This is a genomic window from Pseudomonas sivasensis (assembly GCF_021391435.1).
Lineage (GTDB): Bacteria > Pseudomonadota > Gammaproteobacteria > Pseudomonadales > Pseudomonadaceae > Aquipseudomonas > Aquipseudomonas sivasensis.
On sequence record NZ_CP090029.1, the window covers coordinates 1189670 to 1203085 of the forward strand.

Genomic DNA, 13416 nt, shown 5'->3' on the forward strand with positions numbered 1-13416 from the left:
GGTTATCGAACCCCACAGGGAGAGTCTGCAATGAATTCGCTTTATCTGGCCTCGGGCTCCCCAAGACGGCGTGAATTGCTGACCCAGATCGGTGTGCCTTTCACCGTGGTCAGCGCCGCTATCGATGAAACTCCTCTTACCAATGAATCAGCTGTTGCCTACGTCGAGCGTCTTGCGCGCGGCAAGGCGTTGGCCGGATTTGCTGCGCTTGATCATCCATTGGATGCTTGTGTGCTGGGTGCCGACACGGCAGTGATCGTGGACGGTCAGATCCTCGGTAAGCCGGTAGACCAGGCCGATGCCCTGGCGATGTTGATGGCCTTGTCTGGACGTGAGCATGAGGTGCTCACCGCCATCGCGCTCACCGATGGCCAGCGCTGCGAAACCCAATGTGTAAGCAGTCGTGTACGTTTTTGTGGGATCACTGTCGAACAAGCGACAGCCTACTGGCACAGTGGCGAACCCCAGGACAAGGCGGGCGGCTATGCTATTCAAGGGCTTGGCTCGGTGTTTGTCGCGGGCCTCAATGGCAGTTATTCCGCCGTAGTAGGGCTGCCGGTGTGCGAAACCGCGCAACTGCTCGACCAATTCGGCATACCCTGTTGGCAAAACCTTACCGTGCGCTAAACGCCTTGCATCAGCGCCCAGCCTTAAGCGATCGGTCACTATTGTGAAAACGCCTGAACGAGACCCAGCCATGAGTGAAGAGATTCTGATCAATATCACGCCGATGGAATCGCGCGTGGCGGTGGTAGAGAACGGTGTTCTGCAAGAAGTGCACGTTGAGCGCACCCAGAAACGCGGGATCGTGGGCAATATCTATAAAGGCAAAGTAGTGCGGGTGTTGCCGGGCATGCAGGCGGCTTTTGTCGACATAGGCCTGGACCGCGCTGCGTTTATCCACGCGTCGGAAATTTCCCTGCGCGAAGGGCCAGCGGTAGAAAGCATCAGCGCCCTGGTACATGAAGGGCAGAGCCTGGTGGTGCAAGTCACCAAGGACCCCATCGGTTCCAAGGGCGCACGCCTGACCACCCAGTTGTCGATTCCATCGCGTTACTTGGTGTACATGCCGCGTACTGCCCACGTCGGCATTTCGCTGAAAATCGAAGATGAGGCCGAGCGCGAGCGCCTGAAAAAGGTGGTCAGCGACTGCGTGGCCGCCGAAGGTATCAAAGAGGCGGGCGGTTTTATTCTGCGTACTGCCGCTGAAGGCGCGGGTGCTGATGAAATCCTAATGGACATCCGCTACCTGCGGCGTCTGTGGGATCAGATCGGCGCACAGATCAAAACCATCGGTGCGCCAAGCGTCATCTATGAAGACCTGGGCCTGGCGCTGCGGACGTTGCGCGACCTGGTCAGCCCCAAGATCGAGAAAATTCGTATCGACTCGCGGGAAACCTTCCAGCGAACCACGCAATTTGTTGCCGAGTTGATGCCGGAAATTGCTGACCGCTTGGAACACTACCCTGGCGAGCGGCCGATCTTCGACCTGTATGGCGTCGAAGACGAAATCCAGAAGGCCCTGGAGCGCAAGGTCCCGCTCAAGTCCGGGGGCTATCTCGTGGTGGACCCGGCGGAAGCTATGACCACCATTGACGTCAACACTGGCGCTTTCGTTGGCCATCGCAATCTCGAAGAGACCATCTTCAAGACCAACCTTGAGGCCGCTACTGCGATTGCGCGCCAACTGCGCCTGCGCAACCTGGGCGGCATCATCATCATCGACTTTATCGACATGGAAGATGAAGACCACCAGCGTCAGGTGCTGCGCACCCTGGAGAAGCAGCTCGAACGCGATCACGCCAAGACCAATATCATCGGTATTACCGAGCTGGGCCTCGTGCAGATGACGCGCAAGCGCACCCGTGAAAGCCTTGAGCAGGTGCTATGCGAACCGTGCAGCAGTTGCCAGGGACGGGGTAAGTTAAAGACCCCCGAAACGGTTTGCTACGAGATTTTCCGGGAAATCTTACGAGAGGCGCGGGCCTATCAGGCCGAAGGTTATAGAGTGCTTGCCAATCAGAAAGTGGTCGACCGGCTGCTGGACGAAGAGTCCGGCAACGTTGCCGAGCTGGAAGGATTTATTGGGCGCACGATTCGTTTCCAGGTTGAAACCATGTATTCCCAGGAACAATACGACGTGGTGCTGCTCTGATCCCCATTCGCGTTCTTTCTTCGAGACCGGCAGACCTTGAGCTGCCGTCCGCCTACTGCCTTGAGGGTCGCCTGACATGGAGCGTCTGATACGCTTTTTTGCCGCTTTGACCCGCTGGGGCCTGGGTCTGTGCGCCTTGCTGCTGGTTTTGGCGGCGGTGTATGTGAGCTTGGGTCGTGAATTGACCCCCCTGGTAGCCGAATATCGTGCCGAAGTCGAAGCTAAGGCTCAGGCCGCGGTGGGCGTGCCGCTGCACATCGGCAGCCTGGAAGGGCGCTGGAGCGGTTTTGCCCCGGTGTTGCTGGCCCATGACGTGATGGTCGGCGAGGGCAGCAGTGCCTTGCGTCTTGACCAGGTCGAAGTGGTGCCGGCTATCTGGGACAGCCTGATGGCGCGTGAGGTGCGTCTCGCGCACCTGCAGGTCAGCGGTCTGCAACTGAGCGCCAAGGAAGACAAGGACGGTCATTGGGCGCTTCAGGGCATGCCGGTTCAGGACGAGCAGCCGCTGGATCCGGAGCAATTGCTCAAGCGCATGCAGATGGTAAAGCGCGTGTCCTTGCTCGACAGTCAGCTCACTTTGCAACCGTTCGATCAGGCACCGGTCACGTTGACCTACGTGGGTCTGAGTCTGCACACCGGCATCACCCGTCAACGTCTGGACGCACGCCTGACCCTGCCAGACGGGCAGCCTATGGCGCTCAGCCTGCGCAGCCGCATTCGCGCCAGCCAATGGAAGGATGCCGAGGTTCAGGCCTACCTCAGCCTGCCGCAAAGCGACTGGGCCAAGTGGATTCCGGCCAAGCTGACTCAGCAGTGGACACTCACGCAGTTCAAAGCCGGCGGTGAATTCTGGCTGAACTGGGGCAAAGGTACTGTGCAGAGCGCGGTGGTGCGCCTCAACTCTCCACAAGTGAAAGGCCGCTACGCAGAACGCAAGCCAGTGCTCATCGAAAACCTGGCCCTCACGGCTTACCTGCAACGTAGTGATACGGGACTTAAGGTGCTGTTTGATTCCCTGGCGATGAACCTGGGTGAAACTCGCTGGGAGTCGCGCCTGCAATTGCAACAGACTCTGGCCACCGATAAGGACCAGGAAGTCTGGAAGCTGCAGGCTGACCGCCTCGACCTGACCCCTATCACGCCATTGCTGAACGCTCTGGCGCCGCTGCCGGAAGGCTTCGCCAAGACCGTCGAGCATCTGAAGGCTATCGGCCTATTGCGCAACGTGCTGGTGGATTTCCGTCCTCAGGATACGACCGATCAAAAAGTCAGTTTTGCTGCCAACCTTGAGCGGGTCGGGTTTGACGCCTATTTCGGAGCACCGGCCGCGCGAAACGTGTCTGGCAGTATCAGCGGCGACTTGGGCGGTGGCGAGTTGCGCATGGACAGCAAGGATTTTTCCCTGCACCTCGATCCGATCTTCGCCAAGCCCTGGCAATATCTTCAGGCCAATGCGCGCCTGACCTGGAAGCTGGATAAAGAAGGCTTCACCCTCATCGCCCCGTATATCAAGGTGCTGGGAGAAGAAGGCAAGATCGCTGCGGACTTCCTGATCCGCCTGCATTTCGACCATAGCCAGGAAGACTACATGGACCTGCGGGTCGGTATGGTCGACGGCGATGGGCGTTTCACTCCAAAGTACCTGCCTGCGGTGCTGAGCCCAGCCCTTGATGAATGGCTGCGCACGGCGATTCTCAAGGGGGCGGTGGATCAAGGGTTTTTCCAGTATCAGGGTTCGTTGAATCACGACGCGTTGCCGGCTTCGCGCAATATCAGCCTGTTCTTCAAGGTGCATGACGCCGAGTTAGCGTTCCAGCCGGGCTGGCCTCATGTGAGCAAGGTTAAGGGTGAGGTGTTTGTCGAAGAGACTGGTGTGCGTATCCTGGCCAGCAAGGGCCAGTTGTTGGATACCAAGGTCAAGGACGTGTACGTCAATATTCCCCACGCACCGTCCGGCAAGGAAAGTCACCTGCTGCTGACAGGTAGTTTTGCCGGCGGCCTGGGGGATGGGCTGAAGATCCTTCAAGAAGCGCCGATTGGTACCGCTTCCACCTTTGCCGGCTGGAAAGGCGAAGGCGACCTGCAAGGCAAGTTGGACCTGGATGTTCCGCTTGTTAAAGGCATCGAGCCCAAGATCGTAGTGGATTTCCAGACCGACAAGGCACGCCTGCAACTGGCTGAACCACCCCTGGACCTGACTCAACTCAAGGGCAATTTCCGCTTCGACAGCGCCAAGGGCCTCAGTGGCGAGAACATCACGGCCCAGGCGTTTGACCGGCCGATCTCCGCGCAAATCTTTGCCGATGGCAAACCGGGCAATATCAGCACCCGTGTAACCGCCAGGGGCCAGGTGACGGTCAAGCGGCTGACAGAGTGGTTGAAAATCAGCCAGCCGTTGCCGGTTTCCGGTGATATTCCGTATCAGTTGCAGCTCAACCTGGACGGTGCCGACAGCCAGTTGATGGTCAGCTCCAATCTCAAGGGTGTTGCGGTGGACTTGCCTGCACCGTTCGGCATGCCAGCGAGCCAGGGGCGTGACAGCGTATTCCGCATGACCTTGCAGGGCGCCGAACGACGCTACTGGTTTGATTACGGTGAGCTGGCCAACTTTACCTTTGCTGCGCCGCCGGACAAATTCAATGATGGCCGTGGCGAGTTGTTCCTCGGCGATGGCGATGCAGTGCTGCCCGCGGCCAAAGGCTTACGCATTCGTGGGGTGCTTTCGGAGCTCGACATCGATCCGTGGAAAAAACTGGTGAGCCAGTATGCCGGCAACGATCCGGGTGGCAGTGCCAAGCAACTGCTAAGCGGTGCCGACTTCAAGATAGGCAAGCTCACCGGTTTAGGCACTCAGTTCGATCAGGTCAATCTGCAGTTGGACCGAAAACCCGTTGCCTGGGGCTTGCAGTTCGACAGTCAGCAGGCCAAGGGCAGTGTGACCTTGCCTGATAGTAAGGTCGCGCCGATTGGGGTCAACCTGCAATACGTAAAACTACCGGCGGTGGACCCTACGGTGCAGGCCGATGAAAACGCCCCCGACCCGTTGGGCAGCATCGACCCAAAGGATATTCCGGCTCTGGATATCGCTATTGCGCAACTGTTCCAGGGGCCCGAGCTGCTGGGCGCGTGGTCGCTAAAAATCCGTCCAACTACTAAAGGCTTGGCTTTCAGCGATCTGGACCTGGGTCTGAAGGGCATGCAGCTCAAAGGCGCTGGCGGATGGGAAGGCGCTCCAGGGGGCAGCAGCAGTTGGTACAAAGGCCGCCTGGACGGTAAAAATATCGCCGATGTACTCAAGGGCTGGGGCTATGCACCCACTGTAACCAGCGAAGACTTCCATCTGGATGTGGATGGGCGTTGGCCTGGTTCGCCGGCATGGGTCGGGCCAAAGCGCTTCTCCGGTAGCCTGGATGCAGCGTTCCGAAAGGGTCAGTTTGTTGAAGTAGAAGGTGGCGCCCAGGCGCTGCGGGTGTTCGGTCTGCTCAACTTCAACTCCATCGGGCGACGCCTGCGGCTGGATTTCTCCGACCTGCTCGGCAAAGGCTTGAGCTATGACCGAGTCAAAGGCCTGTTGGCGGCGAGCAACGGTGTGTTCGTCACGCGGGAGCCGATCACTATGACTGGGCCGTCGAGCAACTTGGAACTGAACGGTACCTTGGACTTGGTAGCTGACCGCGTCGATGCCAAGTTGTTGGTGACGTTGCCTGTGACCAACAACCTGCCGATCGCTGCACTGATCGTCGGTGCACCTGCCATTGGTGGGGCTTTGTTCCTGATCGACAAGCTGATTGGTGATCGGGTTTCGCGTTTTGCCAGCGTCCAATACAAGGTGGAAGGACCGTGGAAGGATCCAAAAATCACCTTCGACAAGCCATTTGAAAAACCAAACTGAGGGCCTGCGGAGTAGCATGGGGCTCTCTTTTTTTGGTGCATGCCCATTACGGAGTGTCGGCTCATGTCCTTTGCGGTAATTCAAATGGTCAGCCAGAGCGATGTGTTGGCCAATCTGGCACAGGCTCGGCGTTTGTTGGAAAAAGCGGCGGCGGGCGGCGCGAAGCTGGCGGTGCTGCCGGAAAACTTCGCCGCAATGGGCCGCCGCGACGTGGCGGACATCGGTCGGGCTGAGGCTCTGGGCGAAGGTCCGATCCTGCCGTGGTTGAAACAGACCGCCCGCGACCTCACCTTATGGATAGTGGCCGGCACATTGCCGTTGCCGCCCAAGGACCAACCGAACTCCAAATCCAATGCCTGCTCGCTGTTGATCGATGATCATGGCGAAATCGTTGCTCGGTACGACAAGCTGCATTTGTTTGACGTGGATGTGGCGGATGCCCGGGGTCGCTATCGGGAGTCCGACGACTATGCTTTCGGGAGTAACGTGGTGGTGGCGGATACACCGGTCGGCCGTTTGGGCCTTACGGTGTGTTACGACCTTCGCTTTCCTGAGCTGTACAGCGAGCTGCGGGCGGCGGGGGCTGAACTGATCACTGCGCCCTCGGCCTTTACCGCTGTAACCGGTGCCGCGCACTGGGACGTGCTGATACGCGCACGGGCCATCGAAACCCAGTGCTATGTGCTGGCGGCGGCCCAGGGCGGCGTGCATCCGGGGCCACGGGAAACCCATGGTCATGCCGCGATTGTCGACCCGTGGGGGCGTGTGCTGACACAACAGGATCAAGGCGAAGCGGTGTTGCTGGCCGAGCGCGATAGCAGTGAACAGGCGTCGATACGGGCGCGCATGCCGGTGGTCAACCATCGGCGCTTTTTCTCGCAGGGCGCGCAGCGACCTGCTTCAGAACGATGAATTTAAGGCCAAACCTATGAGCGAGTTGTTGTCCTCAGTCAGTGAACACCTCCTGGCACCCGGTGGCGTGACCATCGAAAGCTTGCAAACCGTGTTGGGCGATCTTGCCGGGCCAGGAATCGACGCCGCTGACCTGTATTTCCAGGGCCAGATTTCCGAGTCCTGGGCGCTGGAAGATGGCATCGTCAAGGAAGGCAGTTTCAACCTCGACCAAGGTGTCGGCGTGCGCGCGCAATCCGGTGAAAAGACCGGTTTTGCCTACAGCAACGCAATCACTTTGGAGGCCTTGGGTCTTGCCGCACGTGCAGCGCGTTCGATCTCCCGCGCCGGCCAAAATGGCACGGTGCAAGCGTTCAGCACTCAGGACGTGGCCCAGCTATACGCGCCGGACAATCCTTTGGAAGTGATCAGCCGGGCGGAAAAGGTCGATTTGCTCAAGCGCATCGACGCGGCTACCCGCGCCCTGGATCCACGTATCCAGCAGGTCACCGTGAGCATGGCCGGTGTGTGGGAGCGCATCCTGGTGGCATCCACCGACGGCGGCCTGGCGGCGGATGTACGGCCTTTGGTGCGCTTCAATGTCAGTGTGATCGTCGAACAGAACGGTCGCCGCGAGCGCGGTGGGCATGGCGGCGGCGGGCGTACTGACTACCGTTATTTCCTTACTGAAGACCGCGCGATGGGCTATGCCCGTGAAGCGCTGCGCCAGGCGTTGGTGAACCTGGAAGCTATTCCGGCCCCGGCGGGTACGCTGCCGGTGGTGCTGGGTTCTGGCTGGTCAGGGGTATTGCTCCACGAAGCCGTGGGCCACGGCCTGGAAGGTGACTTCAACCGCAAGGGCAGCTCTGCCTACAGCGGGCGTATGGGCGAGATGGTTGCGTCCAAGCTCTGCACCATTGTCGATGACGGAACCTTGGCTGGTCGCCGTGGTTCGCTGAGCGTCGATGACGAAGGCACGCCCACTGAATGCACCACCCTGATTGAAAACGGTGTGCTCAAGGGCTACATGCAAGACAAACTCAATGCCCGCCTGATGGGCGTGGCGCGCACCGGTAACGGCCGCCGTGAGTCCTACGCGCACCTGCCGATGCCCCGCATGACCAACACCTACATGCTCGGTGGCGAAAGCGATCCGGCGGAAATCATCGCCTCGGTTAAACGCGGTATCTACTGCGCCAACCTCGGCGGCGGCCAAGTGGATATCACCAGTGGCAAATTCGTGTTCTCCACCAGCGAGGCATACCTGATCGAAGACGGCAAGATTACCGCGCCGGTCAAAGGGGCAACGTTGATTGGCAATGGCCCGGAAGCCATGAGCAAGGTGTCGATGGTCGGCAACGACTTGGCGCTGGACAGCGGCGTCGGCGTGTGCGGGAAAGATGGGCAGTCAGTACCGGTCGGTGTCGGCCAGCCAACCCTGAAAATTGATGCGATCACCGTGGGTGGCACGGGGTCGTAAGGGATGGAGCTTCGGGTGGCGAAGACCGCCACCCGGGGAAGGGCATCAACGCAGTCCGCGTTGAGTCTCGTCCAGCTCACGGATGTATTTGAAGATTTTACGGCTGGTGGCGGGCGCCTTGTTATGCGCCTGCTCATGCTGGGCCTGACGGATCAGGGAGCGCAGTTGTTGGCGGTCCGCATCCGGGTAGTCCAGCACGAATTTCTCCAGCACTGCGTCATCGCCCGAGATCAGGCGGTCACGCCAACGTTCCAGATTATGGAAACGTTCGTTGTACTGGCGAGTGGAGGCATCGGTTTGATCAAGCAAGGCCAGAATGGCGTCAGTGTCCTGATCGCGCATCAGCTTGCCGATAAACATGATGTGCCGTTTACGCGCGATATTCGCAGTGTGCTTGGGTGCGTCAGCAAGCGCCCGGCGCATCTCGTCGGTCAGTGGCAGTTTTGCAATCAAGTCTTTCTTGAGCGTTGTAAGGCGCTCGCCAAGGTCAACCAGAGCATGCAGCTCACGTTTGACCTGGGTTTTGCTTTTCTCCCCATCGAGGGAGTCGTCGTAAGAATCAACCATGGTGGCAGTCCGCAAAGAAACGCCGCCATGATAACCAGTCGGGGGCCGCTTGTCCGGCCCGGTCGCTCGATGGCCTTAACCGAAAGCAGAATTTGAGTGGAGAAAACCATGAGTGCAGCCCAAAGCGTCGGTCCGCAAGCGTTACCGGCCCTGCAGGAACAAGTCGAGCAGATCCTTGCCGAGGCTAAGCGCCAGGGGGCCAGTGCCTGTGAAGTTGCGGTCTCGCTGGAGCAGGGTCTGTCGACGTCGGTACGTCAGCGGGAAGTGGAAACTGTTGAATTCAACCGCGACCAGGGCTTTGGCATCACCTTGTATTCGGGGCAGCGCAAAGGGTCGGCCAGTACCTCCGCCAGTGGCCCGGAAGCCATTCGCGAGACTGTGGCCGCCGCGTTGGCGATTGCCAAGCACACTTCCGAAGATGAAAGCTCAGGTCTGGCAGACAAAGCGCTGATGGCCAAGGACTTGAAGGATTTCGATCTTTTCCATGCCTGGGACATTACGCCCGAGCAGGCCATTGAGCTGGCGCTGACCTGTGAAGCCGCTGCGTTTGATGCTGATGCCCGCATCAAGAACGCCGATGGCACCACGTTGAATACTCACCAAGGCTGTCGTGTTTATGGCAACAGCCACGGGTTTATCGGGGGATATGCATCCACCCGTCATAGCTTGAGCTGCGTGATGATCGCCGAGGCCAATGGCCAGATGCAGCGTGATTACTGGTATGACGTGAGCCGTCAGGGTGAACTGCTGGCCGACCCGGTCAGCATTGGTCAGCGTGCCGCACAACGTGCCGCTAGCCGCCTGGGCGCCCGTCCGGTGCCAACCTGCGAAGTGCCGGTGCTGTTTTCAGCGGAGCTGGCGGGCGGTTTGTTTGGCAGTTTCCTTGGCGCGATTTCGGGCGGCAATCTGTATCGTAAGTCGTCGTTCCTTGAAGGCGCCATTGGCCAGAAGCTGTTTCCCGATTGGTTGACCATTGATGAGCGTCCGCACTTGATGCGCGCCATGGGCAGCTCGGCGTTCGATGGCGATGGCCTGGCCACGTACGCCAAGCCGTTCGTCGAGAACGGTGAGTTGGTGTCTTACGTACTGGGTACTTACTCAGGTCGCAAACTCGGCCTGCCCAGCACTGCCAACTCCGGCGGCGTACATAACCTGTTCGTGACCCATGGCGATGAAGATCAGGCAGCGCTGTTGCGGCGTATGGGACGTGGCCTGTTGGTAACCGAATTGATGGGGCACGGCCTGAACATGGTCACCGGCGATTACTCACGCGGCGCGGCGGGTTTCTGGGTGGAAAATGGCGAGATTCAGTTCGCGGTTCAGGAAGTGACGATTGCCGGCAATATGCGTGACATGTTCAAGCAGATCGTTGCCGTCGGTAACGATCTGGAACTGCGCAGCAATATTCGCACCGGTTCGGTGTTGATCGAGCGGATGACTGTCGCCGGCAGCTGATCGATCCTCTCTGAGAAGCGCGCTATCCCACGGATAGCGCGCTTTTTTTGTGCTTGGAATTCAGGGCGATCACAATGCTGCCATTGCGTTGATTCTCAATATCATTTAATAATAAATATCATTATCGAATGAGCGTGGATCATGAGTTCTGTCCTGCATGAGGATCCGTACCTGGAAAGCTGGCGCTGGATGAGTCGTCAGATTCGATGCGGCCTCGATCCTGATGAACCTCGCCTGATCGAACATTACCTAAATGAGGGTCGATACCTGGCGTGCTGCACTGCGACTCATCCGTGGACGATCGCTGAAACATCATTCCGCCTGTTAATCGATACCGCCAGTGATATCGCCTTGCCTTGGCATTGGCGTTCCACTTGTCTGGATCAGGCTTGGCGCCCTCTGCGCGACTTGGAAAAACTCTCCCACTGTGCCTGCCGCCTCAAGCGCTGGCAGACCTTTGCCTGGCAATTGGCGACGTGCGAATTGCTGCCATCAATCTCCCACTCCGACCTGGTGCAAGGATCTAACGATGAGTAACACCCGTATCGAACGCGACAGCATGGGCGAACTGCAAGTGCCTGCCGAGGCCTTGTATGGCGCACAGACCCAGCGCGCGGTGAACAACTTCCCTATCAGCCACCAACGTATGCCGGCACAGTTTATTCGCGCCTTGATCCTTGCCAAGGCTGCTGCCGCCAAGGTCAACGTCGACCTCAAGCAAATCAGCGAAGGGCAGGGCAAGGCCATCGTTGATGCTGCCCAAGGGTTGCTGGAAGGCGACTTCATGCAGCACTTCCCGGTGGATATCTTCCAGACCGGCTCTGGTACCAGCTCCAACATGAACGCCAACGAAGTGATCGCGACCCTCGCCAGCCGTTTGCTGGGCGAAGCGGTGAACCCGAACGATCACGTCAACTGCGGCCAAAGCAGCAACGACATTATCCCGACCACTATTCACGTCAGCGCGGCGCTGGTATTGCACGAGCAAACGCTTCCGGCGCTTCTTCACCTGGTGCAGGTGATCGAGCAGAAAGCCAAAGAAGTTCACCCGTTCATCAAGACAGGCCGCACGCACCTGATGGACGCCATGCCGGTCCGTATGAGTCAGGTACTCGATGGTTGGGCGCAGCAACTCAAAGCCAATATCGGTCATCTGCAGGACTTGCTGCCAAGCCTGCAGGCCCTCGCGCAAGGCGGAACGGCGGTGGGCACTGGGATCAACGCCCATCCGGAATTCGCGGCGCGTTTCAGTCAGCAACTAAGCAGCCTGACGGATGTGAAATTCACTCCGGGTAAAAACCTGTTTGCGCTGATTGGTTCCCAGGACACAGCCGTGGCGGTGTCCGGCCAACTGAAAGCCACCGCCGTATCGCTGATGAAAATCGCCAATGACCTGCGCTGGATGAACTCCGGTCCACTTGCCGGCCTGGGTGAGATCGAGCTGGAAGGCCTGCAGCCGGGGTCTTCGATCATGCCCGGCAAGGTCAACCCTGTAATCCCTGAAGCGACTGCCATGGTGGCTGCACAAGTCATTGGCAATGACACGGTGATTACCGTCGCTGGCCAATCCGGCAACTTCGAGCTGAACGTGATGCTGCCTATCATCGCCCAGAACCTGCTCAGCAGCCTCGAACTGCTGGCCAACTCCAGCCGCCTGCTGGCGGACAAAGCCATCGCCAGCTTCAAGGTCAATGAAGCCAAGCTCAAGGAAGCACTGTCGCGCAACCCGATACTGGTTACTGCACTCAACCCGATCATTGGATACCAAAAGGCTGCTGAAATCGCCAAGAAGGCCTATCAGCAAGGCCGTCCAGTGATTGATGTCGCCCTTGAACACACCGACTTGCCGCGCAGCCAACTGGAAATCCTGCTGGATCCGGAAAAGCTCACGGCTGGCGGCGTTTAATCACCGACTTTGCTTTGGAGGCTCACCATGGAGCACTGGAAGCGCACGATCGAACGGGCCAATCGCTGCTTTATGCAAGGCGAGTTGGTTGACGCTCGCGAGGCCTATTTGCAAGCCCTGGCCTTGGCCCAGGTGTTGTTCGAACGCTGGGCGAATGCCGACGAAGCAGTGGCGGCTTGCGTCATTTCCCATCACAACCTGGCGGACCTGCATCTGCACTTGAATCAGCCTGAGGAAAGCGCCGAATACCTTTGCGCCATTCACCAGCGCTTGCTGCAGACCATGCAGGACGCGCGCCTGAGCCCGCAGCTGCGGGAGGCGGCCCTGCGCCAGAGCAGCAAGACTTACGTCGAACTGTTGAATTTCATCAGCGATCACGGCGAGTACCCGCGCACCCATCGCTTGCTGGGCGGTACTGCGGCGCAACCGACTACGCCTCAATACGGAGCACATTGATATGACCTATACCTTGCCTGCCTTGCCTTACGCCTACGATGCCCTGGAGCCGCATATTGATGCGCAAACCATGGAAATTCACTACACCAAGCATCACCAGACCTACATCAACAACCTTAATGCCGCCGTCGAGGGCACTGAGTTCGCCGGCTGGCCGGTGGAAAAACTGGTGTCCAGCGTGCACCAAATACCGGAAAAGCTTCGCGCAGCCGTGATCAACCAAGGTGGCGGTCACGCTAACCACTCGCTGTTCTGGGCGGTGATGTCACCTCAAGGGGGCGGTAAGCCAGAGGGCGCATTGGGCAAGGCAATTGACGAGCAAGTTGGAGGTTTTGATAGTTTCAAGGAGGCCTTCACCAAAGCCGCATTGACCCGCTTCGGCAGCGGCTGGGCTTGGCTGAGCGTTACGCCGCAAAAGACCTTGGTGGTGGAAAGCAGCGGTAACCAAGACAGCCCGCTGATGAACGGCAACACGCCGATCCTCGGCCTGGACGTATGGGAGCATGCTTACTATTTGCGCTACCAGAACCGCCGCCCGGAATACATCAATGCCTTCTACAGTGTTATTAACTGGCCAGAAGTTGCCGCACGCTATCAGGCTGCTATGGCCTGAC

General features: G+C 58.8%; 11 protein-coding genes. 10 read left to right on the top strand and 1 reads right to left on the bottom strand.

The features are described from left to right. Positions 1-30 precede the first annotated feature (30 nt). From LRO94_RS05245 to tldD, 5 genes are all read left to right on the top strand, one after another. Entirely contained in the window at positions 31-627 is a 597-nt protein-coding gene (locus LRO94_RS05245) for a Maf family protein (RefSeq protein WP_179179515.1), read from the top strand. A 70-nt stretch (positions 628-697) separates the two neighbouring features. After that, positions 698-2155 (top strand): ribonuclease G, encoded by a 1458-nt coding sequence (gene rng / locus LRO94_RS05250; protein WP_032886264.1) that lies wholly within the window; start codon positions 698-700, stop codon positions 2153-2155. A 76-nt stretch (positions 2156-2231) separates the two neighbouring features. After that, positions 2232-6047, top strand: a complete 3816-nt coding sequence (locus LRO94_RS05255) for a YhdP family protein (RefSeq protein ID WP_179179514.1) — start codon at positions 2232-2234, stop codon at positions 6045-6047. Positions 6048-6110: 63 nt separating this feature from the next. Beyond that, positions 6111-6959, top strand: coding sequence for a carbon-nitrogen hydrolase family protein (locus LRO94_RS05260; RefSeq protein WP_099601135.1), 849 nt, complete (start codon positions 6111-6113; stop codon positions 6957-6959). Between the two features lie 16 nt (positions 6960-6975). Continuing rightward, positions 6976-8418: a metalloprotease TldD gene (tldD, locus tag LRO94_RS05265; protein WP_032886267.1), complete on the top strand. Its 1443-nt coding sequence runs from the start codon at positions 6976-6978 to the stop codon at positions 8416-8418. Positions 8419-8463: 45 nt separating this feature from the next. Here tldD and yjgA read toward each other — a convergent pair whose 3' ends face one another. Further along, complete coding sequence (yjgA, locus tag LRO94_RS05270) at positions 8464-8985, bottom strand: ribosome biogenesis factor YjgA (protein ID WP_017138246.1); 522 nt, start codon at positions 8983-8985, stop codon at positions 8464-8466. A gap of 108 nt (positions 8986-9093) precedes the next feature. Here yjgA and pmbA point away from each other — a divergent pair, with 108 nt between their 5' ends. From pmbA to LRO94_RS05295, 5 genes are all read left to right on the top strand, one after another. Next, on the top strand, positions 9094-10440 hold the full coding sequence (gene pmbA / locus LRO94_RS05275) for a metalloprotease PmbA (RefSeq protein ID WP_032886268.1): 1347 nt from the start codon (positions 9094-9096) through the stop codon (positions 10438-10440). Between the two features lie 141 nt (positions 10441-10581). Continuing rightward, complete coding sequence (locus tag LRO94_RS05280) at positions 10582-10977, top strand: FagA protein (RefSeq protein ID WP_095183841.1); 396 nt, start codon at positions 10582-10584, stop codon at positions 10975-10977. Further along, the gene (locus LRO94_RS05285; protein WP_095183842.1) at positions 10970-12346 is read left to right on the top strand and encodes a class II fumarate hydratase; all 1377 of its coding nucleotides are present in this window, start codon (positions 10970-10972) and stop codon (positions 12344-12346) included. Before LRO94_RS05280 ends, LRO94_RS05285 begins: the two co-directional genes overlap by 8 nt. Before the next feature lie 27 nt (positions 12347-12373). After that, positions 12374-12802 carry a hypothetical protein gene (locus LRO94_RS05290; RefSeq protein ID WP_032886271.1) on the top strand — a complete coding sequence of 143 codons (429 nt, stop codon included), beginning with the start codon at positions 12374-12376 and terminating at the stop codon, positions 12800-12802. A gap of 1 nt (position 12803) precedes the next feature. Next, positions 12804-13415, top strand: a complete 612-nt coding sequence (locus LRO94_RS05295; RefSeq protein ID WP_122752415.1) for a superoxide dismutase — start codon at positions 12804-12806, stop codon at positions 13413-13415. The last annotated feature ends 1 nt before the right edge of the window (position 13416 follow it).

Coding starts and splice junctions, on each gene's coding strand:
- LRO94_RS05245 (WP_179179515.1), top strand. CDS start 31: ATGAATTCGCTTTATCTGGCCTCGGGCTCCCCAAGACGGCGTGAATTG.
- rng (WP_032886264.1), top strand. CDS start 698: ATGAGTGAAGAGATTCTGATCAATATCACGCCGATGGAATCGCGCGTG.
- LRO94_RS05255 (WP_179179514.1), top strand. CDS start 2,232: ATGGAGCGTCTGATACGCTTTTTTGCCGCTTTGACCCGCTGGGGCCTG.
- LRO94_RS05260 (WP_099601135.1), top strand. CDS start 6,111: ATGTCCTTTGCGGTAATTCAAATGGTCAGCCAGAGCGATGTGTTGGCC.
- tldD (WP_032886267.1), top strand. CDS start 6,976: ATGAGCGAGTTGTTGTCCTCAGTCAGTGAACACCTCCTGGCACCCGGT.
- yjgA (WP_017138246.1), bottom strand. CDS start 8,985: ATGGTTGATTCTTACGACGACTCCCTCGATGGGGAGAAAAGCAAAACC.
- pmbA (WP_032886268.1), top strand. CDS start 9,094: ATGAGTGCAGCCCAAAGCGTCGGTCCGCAAGCGTTACCGGCCCTGCAG.
- LRO94_RS05280 (WP_095183841.1), top strand. CDS start 10,582: ATGAGTTCTGTCCTGCATGAGGATCCGTACCTGGAAAGCTGGCGCTGG.
- LRO94_RS05285 (WP_095183842.1), top strand. CDS start 10,970: ATGAGTAACACCCGTATCGAACGCGACAGCATGGGCGAACTGCAAGTG.
- LRO94_RS05290 (WP_032886271.1), top strand. CDS start 12,374: ATGGAGCACTGGAAGCGCACGATCGAACGGGCCAATCGCTGCTTTATG.
- LRO94_RS05295 (WP_122752415.1), top strand. CDS start 12,804: ATGACCTATACCTTGCCTGCCTTGCCTTACGCCTACGATGCCCTGGAG.